Source organism: Streptomyces sp. NPDC005070, from assembly GCF_053600395.1.
This window is the reverse complement of record NZ_JBSFZS010000137.1, coordinates 1-17,888: the sequence shown is the minus strand read 5'-3', so window position 1 is coordinate 17,888 and position 17,888 is coordinate 1. Positions and strand designations below refer to the sequence as shown.

The 17,888-nt window shown below is 68.5% G+C and carries 16 protein-coding genes, 1 tRNA gene and 1 pseudogene; 7 read left to right on the top strand and 11 right to left on the bottom strand.

Annotated elements, in window-relative coordinates:
- Positions 1-681: 681 nt before the first annotated feature.
- The 6 genes from ACWEBX_RS31735 to ACWEBX_RS31710 all read left to right on the top strand — a co-directional run bounded on the left by ACWEBX_RS31735 (position 682) and on the right by ACWEBX_RS31710 (position 7,407).
- The gene (locus ACWEBX_RS31735; RefSeq protein WP_003953493.1) at positions 682-1,164 is read left to right on the top strand and encodes a CarD family transcriptional regulator; all 483 of its coding nucleotides are present in this window, start codon (positions 682-684) and stop codon (positions 1,162-1,164) included.
- Between the two features lie 355 nt (positions 1,165-1,519).
- Positions 1,520-2,272: a 2-C-methyl-D-erythritol 4-phosphate cytidylyltransferase gene (gene ispD, locus ACWEBX_RS31730; protein WP_451888224.1), complete on the top strand. Its 753-nt coding sequence runs from the start codon at positions 1,520-1,522 to the stop codon at positions 2,270-2,272.
- Positions 2,262-2,831, top strand: a complete 570-nt coding sequence (ispF, locus tag ACWEBX_RS31725; RefSeq protein WP_451888223.1) for a 2-C-methyl-D-erythritol 2,4-cyclodiphosphate synthase — start codon at positions 2,262-2,264, stop codon at positions 2,829-2,831. The genes ispD and ispF overlap by 11 nt, the downstream gene beginning before the upstream one ends.
- 287 nt (positions 2,832-3,118) lie before the next feature.
- Positions 3,119-4,519 (top strand): cysteine--tRNA ligase, encoded by a 1,401-nt coding sequence (gene cysS, locus ACWEBX_RS31720; protein WP_451888222.1) that lies wholly within the window; start codon positions 3,119-3,121, stop codon positions 4,517-4,519.
- A 119-nt stretch (positions 4,520-4,638) separates the two neighbouring features.
- Complete coding sequence (gene rlmB / locus ACWEBX_RS31715) at positions 4,639-5,580, top strand: 23S rRNA (guanosine(2251)-2'-O)-methyltransferase RlmB (RefSeq protein ID WP_451888221.1); 942 nt, start codon at positions 4,639-4,641, stop codon at positions 5,578-5,580.
- A 117-nt stretch (positions 5,581-5,697) separates the two neighbouring features.
- The gene (locus tag ACWEBX_RS31710; RefSeq protein ID WP_451888220.1) at positions 5,698-7,407 is read left to right on the top strand and encodes a DoxX family membrane protein; all 1,710 of its coding nucleotides are present in this window, start codon (positions 5,698-5,700) and stop codon (positions 7,405-7,407) included.
- Between the two features lie 215 nt (positions 7,408-7,622).
- Here ACWEBX_RS31710 and ACWEBX_RS31705 read toward each other — a convergent pair whose 3' ends face one another.
- From ACWEBX_RS31705 to ACWEBX_RS31695, 3 genes are all read right to left on the bottom strand, one after another.
- Positions 7,623-8,354: a nucleotidyltransferase family protein gene (locus tag ACWEBX_RS31705; RefSeq protein WP_261702030.1), complete on the bottom strand. Its 732-nt coding sequence runs from the start codon at positions 8,352-8,354 to the stop codon at positions 7,623-7,625.
- Between the two features lie 146 nt (positions 8,355-8,500).
- Positions 8,501-8,950: a hypothetical protein gene (locus ACWEBX_RS31700; RefSeq protein WP_451888219.1), complete on the bottom strand. Its 450-nt coding sequence runs from the start codon at positions 8,948-8,950 to the stop codon at positions 8,501-8,503.
- A gap of 246 nt (positions 8,951-9,196) precedes the next feature.
- Positions 9,197-10,333, bottom strand: a complete 1,137-nt coding sequence (locus ACWEBX_RS31695; RefSeq protein ID WP_451888218.1) for an ABC transporter ATP-binding protein — start codon at positions 10,331-10,333, stop codon at positions 9,197-9,199.
- Between the two features lie 239 nt (positions 10,334-10,572).
- Here ACWEBX_RS31695 and ACWEBX_RS31690 point away from each other — a divergent pair.
- Positions 10,573-10,646 (top strand) — tRNA-Thr (locus ACWEBX_RS31690).
- A 263-nt stretch (positions 10,647-10,909) separates the two neighbouring features.
- On the opposite strand, the gene ACWEBX_RS31685 is transcribed toward ACWEBX_RS31690, so the two are convergent.
- The 8 genes and pseudogenes from ACWEBX_RS31685 to ACWEBX_RS31650 all read right to left on the bottom strand — a co-directional run.
- Positions 10,910-12,610, bottom strand: coding sequence for a hypothetical protein (locus tag ACWEBX_RS31685; protein WP_451888217.1), 1,701 nt, complete (start codon positions 12,608-12,610; stop codon positions 10,910-10,912).
- Between the two features lie 140 nt (positions 12,611-12,750).
- Positions 12,751-14,136 (bottom strand): tyrosine-type recombinase/integrase, encoded by a 1,386-nt coding sequence (locus ACWEBX_RS31680; protein WP_451888216.1) that lies wholly within the window; start codon positions 14,134-14,136, stop codon positions 12,751-12,753.
- Positions 14,137-14,206: 70 nt separating this feature from the next.
- Positions 14,207-14,407 carry a helix-turn-helix domain-containing protein gene (locus ACWEBX_RS31675; protein ID WP_365734053.1) on the bottom strand — a complete coding sequence of 67 codons (201 nt, stop codon included), beginning with the start codon at positions 14,405-14,407 and terminating at the stop codon, positions 14,207-14,209.
- A 168-nt stretch (positions 14,408-14,575) separates the two neighbouring features.
- Positions 14,576-15,733, bottom strand: a complete 1,158-nt coding sequence (locus tag ACWEBX_RS31670) for a DUF3631 domain-containing protein (RefSeq protein WP_451888215.1) — start codon at positions 15,731-15,733, stop codon at positions 14,576-14,578.
- On the bottom strand, positions 15,730-16,167 hold the full coding sequence (locus tag ACWEBX_RS31665; RefSeq protein ID WP_451888214.1) for a hypothetical protein: 438 nt from the start codon (positions 16,165-16,167) through the stop codon (positions 15,730-15,732). The genes ACWEBX_RS31670 and ACWEBX_RS31665 overlap by 4 nt, the downstream gene beginning before the upstream one ends.
- Positions 16,164-17,057, bottom strand: coding sequence for a bifunctional DNA primase/polymerase (locus tag ACWEBX_RS31660; RefSeq protein ID WP_451888213.1), 894 nt, complete (start codon positions 17,055-17,057; stop codon positions 16,164-16,166). Before ACWEBX_RS31660 ends, ACWEBX_RS31665 begins: the two co-directional genes overlap by 4 nt.
- Positions 17,054-17,704, bottom strand: a complete 651-nt coding sequence (locus tag ACWEBX_RS31655; protein WP_451888212.1) for a class I SAM-dependent methyltransferase — start codon at positions 17,702-17,704, stop codon at positions 17,054-17,056. Before ACWEBX_RS31655 ends, ACWEBX_RS31660 begins: the two co-directional genes overlap by 4 nt.
- Positions 17,701-17,888: pseudogene (locus ACWEBX_RS31650) on the bottom strand (SAM-dependent methyltransferase); the annotation flags it as partial. The gene ACWEBX_RS31655 and the pseudogene ACWEBX_RS31650, both read right to left, overlap by 4 nt.

The window sequence follows — 17,888 nt, the reverse complement described above, 5'->3', positions numbered from 1 at the left end:
GGTGCATCAGCCCGTCGCCGTTGGGTGAGGGGTGGGCGTCGGTGGCGACGGGCATCGATGTACCGGCACGGCCCCTTCCGCCGGCTGCCGGCTGCGGGTGCTCGGGAGCGGGGGCGGGTCGTGGGTGGGGCGGGGTCCGGGTGGGGTGGATGGGGTGTGGGGGTGGTTTCTGTGCGACCGGTGTGCGCCCCCGGGCCGCCGCCCGACACGCCGTGCGCCGGTGTGCGCTCACCGCTTTGTCGTACGCCGGTCCGCCATTCACATAAGTTCCGCAGACTTACGCTTGCGCATTTCGTGGAATGAATGCCCGGCTCTCCGGGAAAAGGATCACGGTGCGATCGGGAGCCGTCGAGTACGTGATCACCCACCGCCTTGATCAATTCCGGATTCGTCTCGTACTCGGCTCCGCCCGTCGAACGGAGTAGCGGAACTCGCGCTCTTGGAGCAGGACAAAACGGGATGTTCGGACCCTGGCGACGGGCTCCGGGTGTGTGTAACGTACGCGTTTCACTCCGCCTGGACAGCCGCTCCCACCTGCGAATACCCTCTTCCGCTCGCCCCTCGCAGCACGTTCCTGTTGCGGTTGTCAAGCCCCGAGATATGCCCTGACCTGCGAAAACGCCATTCAGAAGACGCCGTTTTCGTGTTACTCTGGATAGCCACGGAAGGGGTACCTGTCACATGACGTTCAAGGTTGGCGACACCGTGGTCTATCCCCATCACGGGGCCGCGCTGATCGAGGCCATCGAAACTCGCCAGATCAAAGGCGTGGACAAGACCTACTTGGTGCTGAAGGTCGCCCAGGGTGACCTGACGGTACGTGTGCCAGCGGACAATGCGGAGTTCGTCGGCGTACGTGATGTGGTCGGTCAGGACGGGCTGGACCGGGTCTTCGAGGTGCTGCGCGCGCCGTACGCCGAGGAGCCCACGAACTGGTCGCGTCGCTACAAGGCAAATCTGGAGAAGCTCGCCTCCGGCGATGTCATCAAGGTCGCGGAAGTCGTGCGTGACCTGTGGCGTCGTGAGCGCGAGCGCGGACTCTCCGCCGGTGAGAAGCGCATGCTCGCCAAGGCGCGCCAGATTCTGGTGAGCGAGCTCGCCCTCGCGGAGAACACCAACGAGGACAAGGCCGAGGCCCTGCTCGACGAGGTTCTCGCGTCCTGACGCCGGCTCAGTCGCCGAGACGCGAGCCGTCTTGACGTACGCCCAAGCCTGCGCAGAAGCGCAATGAAAATGCCGCGGTGCCCGATGACGCAATTGCCGTATTGCTGTCGCCGGGCGCTGCGGCATGTTCGTACCCGCACCCATTCGGTAAACCGGGCGTTCACCCGGTATCGGCTTTCCCGCGGTATACCGGCGTATCCGATACTTGGGATGCCGAACCGGGCAGTCGCCTTGACCGGATGTCACGGAAGGGTCCGGTCAAGGCGTCGCGCCCGGTGTTCCCCCAGCTCCCCGAGCAGGGGGTACCCCCAGGCCATACCCATCCCGGTCGAGCACACAAACCTGACAGGAACCGATGTCTGACGTTTCGCTCCCTTCGCCGCCGGAGGCCCGTACCGCCGCCGTGATCCCGGCCGCCGGACGAGGTGTGCGCCTCGGTCCGGGCGCCCCCAAGGCGCTCCGCGCGCTGAACGGCACGCCCATGCTCATCCACGCGGTCCGCGCGATGGCCGCCTCGCGTGCCGTCTCACTGGTCGTCGTCGTGGCTCCGCCGGACGGCACGGCCGAGGTCAAGACGCTGCTCGACGCGCACGCGCTGCCCGAGCGCACCGACTTCGTCGTCGTCCCGGGCGGTGACAGCCGCCAGGAGTCCGTGAAGTACGGCCTCGACGTGCTGCCGCCCGGGGTCGACATCGTCCTGGTGCACGACGCGGCCCGGCCGCTCGTCCCCGTCGACACGGTGGACGCCGTCATCGAGGCCGTACGGGACGGCGCTCCCGCCGTCGTGCCGGCGCTGCCGCTCGCCGACACCGTCAAGGAGGTCGAGCCCGCGGCCGTCGTCGGGGAGACCGAGCCGGTCGTCGCCACCCCGGAGCGGGCTCGGCTGCGTGCCGTGCAGACACCCCAGGGCTTCGACCGCGCGACGCTTCTGCGGGCCCACGAGACCGTCACCGACGACGTGACCGACGACGCGAGCATGGTCGAGCAGTTGGGCGTGCAGGTCGTGGTGGTGCCGGGCCACGAGGAGGCGTTCAAGGTGACGCGCCCGCTGGATCTGGTGCTGGCGGAGGCGGTTCTCGCGCGGCGGAGGCTCAACGATGGGTTCTGAGACACCGGAAGGGACGGGCTCCGCCGGGACCTCGGAGCGGACGGCCGTTCAGGGGCCGGGTCGCACCCCGGTCCAGGGCCCGGTGCTCCCGCTGGTCGGGATCGGCACCGACATCCACGCCTTCGAGGAAGGGCGGGAGCTGTGGTGTGCGGGCCTGAAGTGGGAGGGGGAGGGGCCCGGGCTCGCCGGGCACTCCGACGCCGACGTCGTCGCGCACGCCGCGTGCAACGCGCTCTTCTCGGCGGCGGGCCTCGGTGACCTCGGGGCCCACTTCGGCACCGGGCGCCCGGAGTGGTCCGGGGCGCCGGGGGTCGTGCTGCTGACGGAGGCGGCGCGGATCGTCCGCGAGGCCGGCTTCGTCGTCGGGAACGTCGCGGTCCAGGTCGTCGGCCCCCGCCCGAAGATCGGCAAGCGGCGGGACGAGGCCCAGAAGATCCTGTCCGAAGCGGTGGGGGCGCCGGTCTCGGTGTCGGGCGCCACGACGGACGGCCTCGGCTTCCCGGGGCGCGACGAGGGCCTGATGGCGGTCGCCACGGCACTGGTCGTACGAGCGGACTGAACGGACCGAGAGCACCGGCCGTCCGGGCGGACCGAGAGCATCGGCCGTCCGGGTGGTCGGGAGCACCGGCTGTCCGGGCCGTCGGGAGCACCGGTCGCCCGGCGGTCCGGCGGTCCGCAGAACCGGCTCTCCGGCGGTCCGGAGTACGCGTCCGGGGGCGCCGGGACCGGCCGGCGGTCCCCCGACGCTCCCCCGTACAGCCCCTGGCTCCCCCGTTTGTCACGAATACGTGGCAACGCTGTGGGAAGGGGCGCGGGGCACTGCCCGGGGCCCACTACCCTGGAGTGGTGACTATTCGCCTGTACGACACCAGCGCCCGGCAGATCCGTGACTTCACCCCGCTCGTGCCGGGTTGCGTCTCGATCTACCTCTGTGGCGCGACCGTACAGGCCGCACCGCACATCGGGCACATCCGCTCGGGCCTCAACTTCGACATCATGCGCCGCTGGTTCGCGTACCGCGGCTATGACGTGACGTTCATCAGGAACGTCACGGACATCGACGACAAGATCATCGCCAAGTCGGCCGCCCAGGGCCGCCCCTGGTGGTCCATCGGCTACGAGAACGAGCGTGCCTTCAACGACGGTTACGACGTGCTCGGCTGCCTGCCGCCCACGTACGAGCCCCGTGCCACCGGTCATGTCCCCGAGATGATCGAGATGATGCGCGGTCTCATCGAGCGCGGTCACGCCTACGAGGCCGACGGGAACGTCTACTTCGACGTGCGCTCGTACGACGGGTATCTCGAGCTCTCCAACCAGGAGCTCGACAACCTGCTCCAGCCGTCGGGCGAGGGCGAGACCGGCAAGCGCGACCCGCGTGACTTCGCCATGTGGAAGTCCGTGAAGCCGGGCGAGCCGAGCTGGGAGACGCCCTGGGGCCGCGGCCGTCCGGGCTGGCACCTGGAGTGCTCGGCCATGGCCCACAAGTACCTGGGCAGCGCCTTCGACATCCACGGCGGCGGGATCGACCTGATCTTCCCGCACCACGAGAACGAGATCGCGCAGGCCAAGGCCTTCGGGGACGAGTTCGCGAAGTACTGGGTGCACAACGCCTGGGTCACCCTGAGCGGCGAGAAGATGTCCAAGTCCCTAGGGAACTCGGTCCTCGTGTCCACGATGACCAAGGTGTGGCGTCCCATCGTGCTGCGCTACTACCTCGGCACCCCGCACTACCGCTCGATGATCGAGTACAGCGAAGGCGCCCTGCGTGACGCCGAGTCGGCGTTCGCGCGCATCGAGGGTTTCGTGCAGCGGGTCGTCGAAAAGGCGGGAGGCGTCGTCGAGCCGGCCGCCGAGGTGCCGCCCGCGTTCGCCGAGGCGATGGACGACGACCTGGGCGTCCCCCAGGCGCTGGCCATCGTGCACACGACGGTCCGCCAGGGGAACTCCGCCCTGGCCGCCGACGACAAGGAAGCCGCCGTGGCGCGCCTCGCCGAGGTACGGGCCATGCTCGGCGTCCTCGGGCTCGACCCCCTCGACCCGCAGTGGGCCGAGGACGGAGACCGCGGCGACGATCTGCACGGCGTCGTCGACACCCTCGTCCATCTGGTCCTCGACCAGCGCGAGGGCGCCCGCGCCCGCAAGGACTGGGCCGCCGCGGACGCCATCCGCGACCGGCTCAACCAGTCCGGCCTGGTCATCGAGGACAGCCCGCAGGGGCCGCGCTGGACGCTCGGACCGCGCTGACGGCCCGCTCCGGCGACCCCGGCCGACCACGGTCGGCCTTGATCGATTGTGCCGCCCGGACCTCCGGGCGGCACACTTCATATACGTACGCACGCACGTCTCACACAGACAGGTAGGTCATGGCTGCTAACAACCGCCGCATGTCCGGCAAGAAGGGCGCGCAGGTCGGCAGTGGCGGCCAGCGACGCCGGGGCCTGGAAGGCAAGGGGCCGACCCCGCCCGCCGAAGCGCGCAAGGGACACAAGAAGAACCGCGTCGCCAACGCCAAGGCGAAGCAGATCGTCCGCAAGCCCGCCCCGCGGGGCCGCGGCGGCAAGGGCACGTCCGAGATGGTCGTCGGGCGCAACTCCGTCGTCGAGGCGCTGCGCGAGGGCGTGCCCGCGACGACGCTGTACGTGCAGCAGTTCATCGACAACGACGAGCGGGTCCGCGAGGCGCTCCAGCTCGTCGCCGAGCGCGGCGGCATCCACCTGATGGAGGCACCGCGCCCCGAGCTCGACCGCATGACCAACGGGCTCAACCACCAGGGTCTCGTCCTGCAGGTCCCGCCGTACGAGTACGCGCACCCCGAGGACCTCGCCGCCGCCGCGTACGACGAGGGCCAGGACCCGCTGATCGTCGCCCTCGACGGGGTGACCGACCCCCGCAACCTCGGCGCGGTCGTCCGGTCCACCTCCGCCTTCGGCGGCCACGGCGTGGTCGTGCCCGAGCGCCGCGCGGCCGGCATGACCGCCGGTGCCTGGAAGACGTCGGCCGGTGCCGCCGCCCGTACGCCCGTCGCGCGCGCGTCCAACCTGACGCGCGCCCTCGAGACGTACAAGAAGGCCGGCCTCGTGGTGGTCGGCCTGGCCGCCGACGGCGAGGTCGAGGTCGGTGAACTGGAGGCGCTGGGCGGCCCCGTCGTCATCGTCGTCGGCAGTGAGGGCAAGGGCCTGTCCCGGCTCGTCGGCGAGACCTGCGACTTCCGGGTGCGGATTCCGATGCCCGGTGGCGCGGAGTCGCTGAACGCCGGTGTGGCGGCGGGAGTTGTGCTGTACGAGGCGGCGCGCCGCCGCGCCTGAACGGACGTCCGGGTGGTCACCCTCGTGGGGTGATCGGGGTGTTCTGAACGATCTTGACGCGGTCCGGACAGTTCCGCGTGGTCAAGGCAGTGTCCTAACCACACGTCACTCGGTTAGATGAGTGTGGACACCAGAACACCCCGCACACCCACGGGGGACCGCTCGTCGGGATTCGACGACGTTCCCGCGCTGAGCATGGTGAAGGTGCCGAGCGATCCGGCGCAGGTCATCGTCAACCATGCGAGCTTCCGCGTCCAGTTGGCGGGTGCGTCACGGGGCCAGTCCCCGCGCATCGCGCGGCACTTGGGCTCTCCCGGAGCCGGCGCGCCGGGCCGAGCGGGCGGGGCCGGTCAGGCCGGCGGGGCCCGCCGCCGTGCGCCCGTCGTCTGGAGCGGGAAGTCCGCGCCCGACGACACCGGCGCCCACCGCCTGCTCCAGGCCGTACGGAGCGCGGGCGTGCCCCACGGCTTCACCGGGCCTACGCCCGACGCCGGTTCGACGCAGGTCATCCCGCGCATCGGCGAACAGCCGGGCTACGCGGGCGATCTGACCGTCGACACGGTCGAGACGCCCCTCGTCGGCAGCCAGCGCTCCCCCCTTGACGATGAGCAACGGCTGCTTCCCCAGATGCGCAGCGCGGGCAGCGCCTACGACGAACCGCGTTACAGCGGACCGCCGTACGGCGAACACGCCTACACGGACGGCGACTTCGGGGACGAGGGCTTCGGGGACGACGACCGCTTCGAGGAGACGCAGCGCGAGACCCCTGGCAGGCGGCGCGGTTCCGACACGGTCCGGCACGCCTATCACCCCGGGCGCCGGATGAATCTCGGCGTCGTGCTGCTCCCGCTGCGCGTCTTCCTCGGATTCATCTCCGTCTACGCCGGCATGGGCAAGCTCTGCGACCCCGTCTACTTCGACGGCGGCAAGCGCGGCTCCATGGTGAAGTGGCTCAATACGCTGCATCCGTGGGAAGTCGCCGAGCCGCTGCGGCAGTTCGCGCTCCACCACCCCATCGGCTCCGGACTCGTCGTCGCCTTCTTCCAGGTCATCGTCGGTGTCCTGACCGTCCTCGGGCTGTGGCAGCGGGTGGCGGCCGCGGTCGGCGCGATGCTGTCGGCGGCGCTCATCGTCACCGTGAGCTGGAAGACGGTGCCCGTGTACGACACGCCGGACATCATCTACCTCGCCGCCTGGTCCCCGCTGATCATCGCGGGCGCCCCGGTCTACTCCGCCGACGGACGGCTCTCCAGCGAGGCTTGGCGGACGCTCGGTCCGCGCGCCGACATCTGGGACCTGCGCGCCCGTGTGCTGCGGCGGGGCGCGCTGCTCACGGCCGTCGTCGTCGGACTGACCCTGCTCATCGGTTCGCTCCTCGGCGGCGCCGTCCGCGACTCCAGCCGGATCGTGGTTCCCGGTCCCGGCGAGGCCCCGCGCAACGAACTGCCCGGCTCCCCGCTCCCCGAGACGCCCGGCGAACGGCATCGGAAGGCCACCCCCTCGGCCTCCGAGCCGCCGACCCGGAGCAGCTCCGCGACCCCGTCGCACACGGCCGGCACTCCGGGCGCCACCCAGCAGACCGACCCGACCGGCACCGGGCAGCAGCCCAGCCAGACCCAGGGCGGCGGCCAGGCCCCGCCCGAGCAGTCCTCGCCGGTCGACAGGGCCCCGAGCACCAGCGCCGGTCCGTCCAGCAGCGGCGGCACGGCGACCGGCGGCAGTGGCGGCACCGGCAGCACCGGCGGCACGGGCACCGGGAGCGGCACCTCCACCGGCGGGAGCTCGTCCACGGGCCAGCCGGGTCTGGTGGGCGGCCTGCTGGGCTGACGTCCCACCGACCCCGCGACGCCCGTACGGCCGGGCGCGACGACGGCAGGGCCCCGCACTCGGATGTGCGGGGCCCTGCCGTCGTGCCGCTGTGCTGTCGTCCTGTCGCGTGCCCTGGACGGTCTCGCAGGACCGTGTGGGGCCGGTCCGCGTCTAGCGGGACCGTGTGAGGGGGGCCGGTCCGCGTCTCGTGGAACCGTGCGGGCGGGCGGTTTCTAGCGGCCCAGGGCCGCGAGTTCCTTCGCCGCCTCCGTGAGGTCCTTGGCGGTGTCGATGGCGCGCCAGTAGGCGCCCTGCGGGATCGGGAAGCCCGACAGCCGGCGCTCGCGGGCCAGGCGCGGGAAGGTGGTGCGCTCGTGGTCGCCGCGCTCGGGGAGCATGTCGGTGAACTCGGGCGAGAACACGTAGACGCCCGCGTTGATCTCGAACGTGGAGGGCGGCGCCTCGATGAAGTCGGTGATGTGACCGAAGCCGTCCGTCTTGACGGCGCCCCACGGGATGCGCGGACGGGCCAGCGCGAGGGTGGCGACGGCGTCGCGCTCGGCGTGGAAGTCCGCCATGTCGCGCAGCGAGAAACGGGTCCAGATGTCACCGTTCGTCGCGTACCAGGGCAGGTCGGGGTGCGGCAGATGCGCGGCGGCGTACTTGAGGCCGCCGCCGCGGCCGAGGGGCTCGGTCTCGACGACCGTCGTGACGTTGAGCGGGAGGTCGGCCGAGTCCAGCCACTTCTGGAGGACGTCGGCGAGGTGACCGCAGGAGACGACGACGTCGGTCACGCCCTCCTCGGCGAGCCAGGTGAGCTGGTGGCCGATGATCGGTGTCCCGGTGCCGGGAATCTCGACCATCGGCTTGGGCCGGTCGTCGGTGTAGGGACGCAGCCGGGAACCCTGGCCGCCGGCCAGGACGACGGCTTGCACGGGGCGCGACGCGGCGTTCGGATCGGTCATGTTCGAACTCTACGTGGCGCCCCGCACGCGCTTTCCCGCGGCAACCGTTCCTTAACAGGCTGTTACCGGACGGGCCCGAACCGGTGTGTGCCGGCCGGTGTGTGCCGACTGGTGCGTGCAGGCCGGTGTGTGCCGACGAGCGGGTGCTAGAGATGTCCGGCCGCGACCCCCGAGGCGAACGCCGTGTCGCACACGGGCCGGGAGAAGGACTGGGCGCGCGTCGGCCCGTACGCGCGGACCGCGGCGCGGCCGAGGGCGCGGGCGATGGAGACGCAGTGCTTCGCGAGCGACGGACGGCCGTTCACCGCCTGCTGGAGGTGGGTGAGGGCCACGCCCGGGTCCTTCTCCTGGAGTTCCAGGAGCAGTTTGTCGCGCAGGACGTCATGCGGGGTGCGGGAGACGGCTCGCGTCGAGACCTCCTCGGAGGACGCGGTGAGCACCGAGCTCGAGGGATTCCCCGACCAGTTGACTTGGGTGACCGCGAGAGTCCCGGAGAGCACCAGGACGACAGGCAGAACGAGGGCGAGGGTCCGGCCGATCTGACGGGCGGGGCCACGGCCACGCCGGGGCCGCTGGTTAGTGGTGGAGTGCTTCACGCGAGTGAGGGTAGCGCGGGGTGATGATTTGGCGACATTTAGTCACCGGTTCGGGGGACGGGGAAGTTGGCTTTTCCGGGTAGCGGGTTGACGGACGGCTACCGTACGGCGGTCGAAATGCCCGGTCTGCCGGGGTATTTGTCGACAACGAAGAGGGCCCCGCGGTCGGCTGCGGGGCCCTCTTCGTCAACTTGGGTGAATTCAACCCTTACGGGGGTGAGTGCTTATGTCAGGCTGACGCGGACGTCAGTCGGACAGGCGCTCGCCCGTCGAGGTGGAGAACACGTGGATCTCGCCCGGACGCGGCACGACGTGCAGCGTGGCGCCCTTGTCCGGTACGGCGCGGCCGCTGACGCGGACGACGAGGTCCTTGTGGTCGTCGCCGACCTTGGCGGAGCCGTAGACGTAGCCGTCGGCGCCGAGCTCCTCGACGACGTTCACGGAGACGGCGAGACCGGCCGGGGCGTCCTCGGTGTCCTTGGAGAGCGACTTGGCGGCCTCGCCGTTGTGCTCGAGGACGTCGAAGTGCTCGGGTCGCACGCCGACGGTGACCGTGCGGTCGCCCTTGTCGGCGGCGGCCTGGAGGGCCTCGCGACTGACCGGGACGACGCTGTTGCCGAACTTCACGCCGCCGTCGGTGATCGGGACCTCGACCAGGTTCATGGCCGGGGAGCCGATGAAGCCGGCGACGAAGAGGTTGACCGGGCGGTCGTACATGTTGCGCGGCGAGTCGACCTGCTGGAGCAGACCGTCCTTGAGCACGGCCACGCGGTCACCCATGGTCATGGCCTCGACCTGGTCGTGGGTGACGTACACCGTGGTGATGCCGAGGCGGCGCTGGAGCGAGGCGATCTGCGTACGGGTGGAGACGCGGAGCTTGGCGTCGAGGTTCGACAGCGGCTCGTCCATGAGGAAGACCTGGGGCTCGCGCACGATGGCGCGGCCCATGGCGACACGCTGACGCTGACCGCCGGAGAGGGCCTTCGGCTTGCGGCCGAGGTACTCGGTGAGGTCGAGGATCTTCGCCGCGTCCTCGACCTTCTGGCGGATCTCGGCCTTGTTGACGCCGGCGATCTTGAGCGCGAAGCCCATGTTGTCGGCGACGGTCATGTGCGGGTAGAGCGCGTAGTTCTGGAACACCATCGCGATGTCCCGGTCCTTGGGCGGCAGGTGCGTGACGTCGCGGTCGCCGATGTGGATCGAGCCGCCGTTGACGTCCTCGAGACCCGCGAGCATGCGCAGGGAGGTGGACTTTCCGCAGCCGGAGGGACCGACGAGGACGAGGAACTCGCCGTCCGCGACGTCGAGCTCGAGCTGGTCGACGGCGGGCTTGTCGCCACCCGGGTAGATGCGGGTCGCCTTGTTGAACGAGACAGTGGCCATGGTGAGGGGCCCCCTTCACCGGCAGGAACGTGCCGGACGATCCGTTGTAAAGGTGGTGATCCACTACGGAAACGCCCATAGTGGTGTAGTCCATACGAGTGAACTGGGTCAGGACGCTACCTGGCGTTCATGTGTTCTGTCAGCACCCGGACGCCGATGAAGTTCGCGGAAACTCTCGACAGCCCCGCACGGCGACGTGGGTACACTGCACGGGCACGCACGCCCCGGGCGCGCGTCAGGCCTCCTTAGCTCAGATGGCCAGAGCAACGCACTTGTAATGCGTAGGTCGTCGGTTCGAATCCGACAGGGGGCTCCCTTGCAAGCCCAGCTCAGACATGGTCTGAGCTGGGCTTTTGCGTTCAGCGGATGCGGCGGCGACGTGCGGCGCGGCCCGCGCGGGTGTCGAGGGTCTCAGTTGTGGTCTCAGTGGGGGCCTGCGGCGAGGGCAGGAAGGTGTCTTCCGGCGCATGCCTCCTTCGAGAGGTGGAGCGCTCCTTCACGTACCGCCGTGTCTGACTGATCTGCGTATGCGCGACCCAGGAGCGGGCTTTCGGTCTGCCCTAACTGCGGGCGTGGCTAGATCTGGAGATCCCGCCTTCGAGCACGCGCCTGATCTCTGTAGTAGTTCACTTCATTGATCAATCCGTTTTGAAGCCATGTGTACGGATCCAATAGTGCGTCATGCTTGAACCATCCGGGAATCTTCTTTTGCACCACTTTATCGTCGTGGGTCGGAAAGCCGCGCAGACTTCGATCGGCCAGCACCGTAAGGTCGAAATGAGGAAAGAGAGCGAGTACTCCTGAAACGTTGCTAAGAATTAGCTGCATCTCCCGCGGGGTGCGGCGATCGATTGCAGGATGCAAAAAGATCAGGAATGTGATCTTTGCGCCGACCAGACCTGCTGAGAGGGATACATTGGCTCCATGGCTATGTGCGAATACAGTATCAAACTCCCTGGCTCCGGTTTCCGGATGGGGAACTGCATTGGTGGCCAACCATTTCTCGAGTTCGAATCCGGCCCGTCGGCGATCCTTCTTCTTCCATTTTGCACTCCACCGAAAATATCCCTGTCCGTCGTAAAGGTCGGGACTGACCTGCTCCTTGATGAATTGAAAGAAGTCGCCTTCCGGTCGCCACCAAACTCCATTAGCGGCCCAGGTTCCGTGGACAATTGTGCTCGTGTGTGCTGGGTCTACGGGTCCGCGGTACGGCTGTGGGGTAGTTAGACTCTGCACTGCATGGTGATCTTCGGCATGTTTCCCCAATGCGTTGGCGGAGATCATTTGGACGGTATGAGAATTGCTTCGGCAGCCTTGGATTAGGTACTTTCGTGCCGCTCCCTCAAGGTCTTCTACAAGCCACGAAAGTTGTGAAGCCGAGGAGATTCTCACCAGCTCGCTGGGCGAGAAGAGGCCAGAATATAGCAGGGCTGTTGCAGCCTCAGACGAAATACCATACTGATTCAGGTAGGACTCCTCCCAGAGCTTAGATTGCACTGTAGATAGCTCCGGTCCGTGGGTCGAGGGATACTCATGGAATGAGTGGAATGCTTCCAGCAACCCTAGCTTTTCGAGGGCGATTTTAGCTTGCGGCCATGGGTCGCCGTGCTTAATGGGTTCGAGTCGGGGAATCAATAGAGTGCGCGCGTCATCGTCCCATTCCTTGAGTACATTGTGATGGCCGCTCAGCTGAACCCCGATGCCAATAATCTGCGCCGCTTGGGACCAATATGCGACTTCCGATGAATGCCGGAACGCCTCATCTCCCGCGATTGGAGACAGGATGAGTGGATCTACTTCATTCTCTACTCCTCTATCCGTGTCAGGCGCAGATTCGAGTGCTCCAGAGGCGGGCAGCGGCTTCCGGGGAAGCGAGCCTTTTAGGTCAACGGCGTAGTGGGCACGAGAGTAGTGATCCTCGATCTTGCCTGCCACTTCGGCGCTTAGGTCTGTTGGGGCACTTGTCAATTCGGGGCCTGAGGTGATCAAGCTTCTGCCGTAGGGAACCACGATGGTGCCATCGGATCGAATGCGGGCATCACGAATGGGTACTAGTTTCCAAAGAGGAAGCTTCCTAGGGTCGCGCGTGTATTTGGCCACGGCCGCGACGTTAGGCACTTCAGACTCAGAGCCGGAGCCTGTGAAGACGAAATCAACCTTTCCGATATTCTGTCCGTCGAAAGAAACCAAACGCCTCCCGAGATAGCTGTCAACCCCAATTTGAACATCCTTGTTCGAGCTGTCCGTAGACTCGTTGGGTTGGATGCTGCGGTCCATTGCGGCTCCCTCAGGTCCTAGGCTCCTGATGTCACCTTGGAGGTCGCCATGCCCAACCTGCCAGCGGCGCTAGGCCAATCGAGCCCAGTTCGCACGCAGGCGGGCCCATTCTGGCAAACGCCTGAAAGGGCCCGCCCTGTTTAGCGAACGCGGCGACGCCTCTGCGCGCGTGCTTCTCGGGTGCTGGCGGTCTCAGTTGTGAGTTCCACGCTGGGCTGCGCTGGAGGCATGAAGGTGTCTCCCATACGGCGCATGGCGTCCTTCGAGAGGTGGGAGCGCCCCTTCACGTACCGCCGGGTCTGACTGATCTGGGTGTGCCGGAGGATCTCCATGATGGTGACCATGTCCACGCCCAGCTCGTTCAGGATCGTGCCGGCCGTGTGGCGGCTTCCGTCGTAGAGGCGGCGGTCGTCGATACCGGCCTCGGCGAGCAGCTCCTTGAATTCCTCCCAGTCGGCTCGCGGGTCGAGCGGCCGGCCGTCGGGGCGGGTGAATACGGCGCCGTGGTCCTCCCAGCCGTCGCCTGCGGCTTCTCGGAAGGCTTCCTGCCGGGCCTTGTGCTCGATCAGGTACGGGATGAACGGCGGTGGGATCGGCACGGAATTGCGGCTCTTCTTCGTCTTGGGGCGGGTGAAGACAAGCCCGCCGTCCTTTCGCTCGGGACAGGCACTCGCGTGCCGGGTGCACGTCTTCGGGCACGGCGAGGGGCATCCGCGCTTGTATCCCCTGTGCGTGGTGCAGTCCGGCGGGCAGGGTTCGAATCGGTGGAGCCGTTCACCGCACGGGCCCGGGGTCTTGCAGCCGTGGCGCCAGGTGAGCCGCTGCAACTGCCACTGAGGGTGGAACATCTCTCCTTCCAGGTCGACGTACGGCCACCGAAGGCCGAGGGCTTCCCCCTGCCGGAATCCCATTCCGACGCCGACGATCCAGCGCATCGAGGTGGGACGTTCGGCCGCAGCGCGGAGGAAGGCTTGCGCTTCTTCGATCGTGAACGGGTTGGCCTCGGTCTCGTCGACGGTGGGCGGGTCCACGAGGGTGGCGACGTTCTCGGCGATGATTCGGCGGCGGTGGGCAATCTTCAGTGCCCGGGACAGGATGCGGTGGACTTTCAGCACGTGCGAGGGGGCGTGCCCGGCGTCGAGCATCGCGCGGTACATCCGTTCCAGGTGCTCGGGGGCGAGCTTGTCGAGGCGGTGTTGGCCGACGCTGGGGATGATGTCGTTGCGGGTCTTGGACCAGTAGTCGTCGAGGGAGCGCGGGCGGAGCTTGAGGCTCGCGATGTTGGTCAGGTAGTTCTCCATCCACGCGGCCACCGTGGGCGCGCGGCCGGCCTTCGGGGCACGACCCTTGTCGCGAAGCCTCTCCAATTCCTTGACCTTGCGCCGTACTTCGGCCTCGGTCTTGCCGCGACGGTGGCGGCGGTCCGGGCTGCCGTCGTCCTTGACGCCCATGGTCACGCGACCGTGCCACCAGCCGTCGCCACCCAGGTAGATGGACGATTCCATGTTCTGTCTGCGGGGGCTCATGCACTCCTCCATGCGCGAGGCGGCCCCGGACCAAGTCCGGGGCCGCCTCGCTTCGGGCTGTCAGGCAGGGTCAGTTGGGCGACGGTTCGAGGCTGTTGACGAACGCCTCCAGGTCGCTGCGCCGAATTCGGCGTGAGCGTCCTCGCTTCACGTACTTGAGGAGCCCTTCGGCCATCAGCTCGTAGACGGTGGAGCGGCCGAAGGACAGAACCTCGGCGGCGGCTTCGGGGGTGTAGAGCAGTTGATCGGTTGCCAGGCGGGTGCTGCTCATCGGGAGGTTTCTCCTCTGTCGGTTCGGGGTCCCTCTCGGAAGTCCGCTACATCCGCTACACCGCTACATCGCAGGTCAGCGGCATGATTTTTGTAGCGGACGGGTCGGATGTAGCGGCTACGGCGATTTCGGGGCGGGTGGCCGTAGCCGCTACGTCTGTGGTTGCCGCTACAGAGTTAGGGGCTCTGAGCTGGGATGTAGCGGCGTAGCGGATGTAGCGGACCCTGGCGGAGGGCAGTAGCGGGCCCACGCGTCTTCGAGGTCTTTGGCGAAGAATCCTTTGAGGATTCCGCCGGCCGTGCGGATGTTGCGGGAGACGACCGGGTCCCCCTCGGCGGTGACGTAGTCGCTGAGCATCCGGGACAGGCGCCGGTTGTCGAGCGGCTTGCCGTTGAGGTCGGCCCATGGGGCATCGTCGAGCGCGTTGAGGCGGTCGAGGATGGCGACGGTGGGCAGGCGGTCGATGCCGATGAGGACGTGGTCGCGCAGGTCCGTCAGGAGACGGATGCCGATGCTGCCTTTGTCGTTGGCGCGTGAGGCGTTGACCAGGGTCACGCAGGCTTCGCGGGCCCGGACCGGCCAGTCGCCCCCGGCGGCATCGGCGACGGCGAGCAGGGGTTCCCAGACGTCGGCCGGCCGGTCGGTGACCCCGTCCGGGAGCGCGGGGAAGGCGCCGGCGACCCGCTTCTCGACCGACTCGGCCCATTTGGCGAGGCGGTCGCGGATCTGGTTGCCCTCGCGGACGTGGATGCGGGAGCGGAAGGGCTCCGCTTTCTCGTTCCTGGCCCGGCGTCGCATGCGGATGATGACGGAGCGGGTGAGGATCGTGTCGGGCAGGGAGCCGAGTCCGGCGACGGCGACGGCGCAGTACGAGGGGAAGCCCTGTACCTGCTGGTTGGAGCCGTCCCCGACGCACCGGTACATGACCCGTCCGCGTGCGTGGCCTGCGTTGATGAAGCCGCGTAGCTGCTCGTTGTCTCCGGCCTTGGGGCCGAAGATGGTGTCGATCTCGTCGAACAGGATGGTGGGCCGACCGCCGTCGATACCGGACACGGACCGGAACAGTGCGGCGGCGGACGCGTCGGCGGCGGCCATGGAACGCGGCACGAGGGTTTCTACCACGTCCAGTGCTCGGGACTTTCCCGAGCCCGGTTCCGGGGATAGGAACGCGAGCCGCGGGGTGGAGTCGAAGCAGTCGAGCAGGTGGGCGTGTGCGTCCCACAGCGTGACGGCGACGTACGCGGCCTCGGTGGGGAAGACGTTGAAGCGTCGGTGGAAGGCTTCCACCTCATCGAGCAGCGCGGCCCCGTTGATGGTGTCGGTCATGCGGCGGCCCTCCCTTCGGCGAGTGCGGCGGGTGTTCCGGTGCAGAAGTGCTTGTGCGCGGCGTACTCCGTGACGAGAGCGGCCACGTCGGCGGCCCCGGTCGCGGTGACGGCTTCACCGCACGCGCAGGCGTACGCGGCGTACGGGGTGTCGTCGCCGTGCCGCCTGGACCAGCGGGCTCCGTCGTAGTGGTGGCGGTAGACCGGTGGTGCGTAGATGCGGATACCGGGCCGGTCCGGCGTCGGATCGTCGCCGTCGCCGCTGCCCCCGCTCGTCGGGAAGCGGATCGAGCGGGAAGGGACTGAAAGGACGCCCTGTCGGGCGACGGCCTTCGGTTCGCCCACGGCCGGACGGTCCACAGGCTGTGGAGCGGTGTGCGGGCCGTCCGGGGTGGTGGTGATGCTCTTCAGAGGGGTGTGCGGGCGGGTGCTCATGCCGTCGCCCGGCGAGTCTGGTTGTGGGCGATGGACCAGTCAAGCGCGCTGCGCAGGGTGGAGCGGCACTCGAACGCGGACAGTCCGGCCGCCTCGCCCCCTGCCTGAAGAGCCTGCTCGACCACGTGCCGGGGGAGGTCGCCCCACGCGACGAACCGCCCCAACGCGCGTGCGGCGCGGAACAACTTCGCCTCCCGCTCACCGACTTGAGCCGCAGCCACGTTCCGCACCTCGTCCGCAAGCGCTACATCCGCGTATCGACGGGATTGCCCCAATACAGCCACCGAGGGGGCCCGAGAGTGCTTGGGAGTCGGTTGCAGGACGCATTGCAGCCACGACGGCAGAGGGGCCGCCACAGGGCCGCACAGCGGTTCGTACGTCCCTGCGGGGGTGATGCTGCCGGCGGCGACGACGTATCCGCCCCACGCGCGGGTGTCGACCGAATCGGCCACGGTGCCTTGGGTGTTGGTCATGCGGGTGCCGGGCGGGGTGGTGAAGTACAGGTGGGTTCCACCGCTCGCGGTCCGCACTCGATGGGTGTCGGGGACGGCGTGCCCGGCGCGCTCGCAGAGCGCTCCGAAGGTTGCCGCGCCGTCAGGCGCGTCCGAACTGCCCTTATGCTCGGGCGTGTCCAGGTCGATGACCAGCAGCCCGGAAGGACCGGTGGCGATACCGACGTTGAACGGCGCCCGCGACCACGCGGCCCGGATACGGTCCGGGTCGGTCGTGGCCCGTTGCTCCCACTTCCGGTGCCCGTCCCCGCACGGGCCCGTGCGGGTGCATGTCCGCTCGCCGTGTAGTGCCGGGAGCTTGGCCTCGGGGCGCAAGGGGAAGACGTGCCAACCCTTTTCCGCGGCCGCCAGGGCGGCGCACAGCAGAGTGTTGTTCATGCGGCGGTCCTCCCTTCGAGGGTGAGGAACTGCTGGGCGATCCACTGGGTGTAGGCGGGGGGTACGGCTTTGCGGGCTTCGAGGCTGGTCATCCAGGTGCAGCCCATGGCGTCTGCGTAGGCGCGCTCGCCCTTGTGCTCGAAGGCGAGCAGGCCCTTGCGGTGCCAGCACGGCGCGACCAGGTCCCCGCCCCCGCTCCACGAGGTCTCGAAGACGCGGTGGCGGCGGATGTTCAGCCCGAACTGGGTTCCGCACAGGCGGTAGTCCGGGCGCAGGATGCCCGCGGTTGCTGTCTCGGGGACGTTCTCGATAACCCACGGCCGGCCGGTGGCCTGCATGGCCTGGCGTCCGGGGCCGATCAGGTCGGGGTGGTTTTCGGGGTTGCCGCGCCAGCGGGTGACGGTGGCGTAGCGCTCGCAGGGCCAGGAGCCGTGGACCAGGTCGAAGGTGTGGCCGTGGGCGGCGGTGTAGTCCAAGCCGCTGGCCTGGACGAAGGGAAAGGGGTAGTTGGGCTGCGGGCGGATGTCGACGCCGACGACGTCGAACCCGGCGAGGTAGTAGCCCATGGACAGGCCCCCGGCCCCGCAACAGACGTCCAGGACCCGCAGGCCGTTCGGCCGCCGCAGCGGCAGCACACGCGCGTTCACGCCGCCACCCCCAGACGGGCCGAGGCGAGTTGGGTGAGCGCGGCTGTGCCGATGTGCCGGGTGTAGGCGGGAGGAATGCACTCGCGGATGCCGTCGCGGTTCATCCAGGGCACGCCCATGACGCGGCGGGCCAGGTCGACTCCGGAGAAGTTGCCGACGAACTGCCCGTAGTGACCGGGCGGGA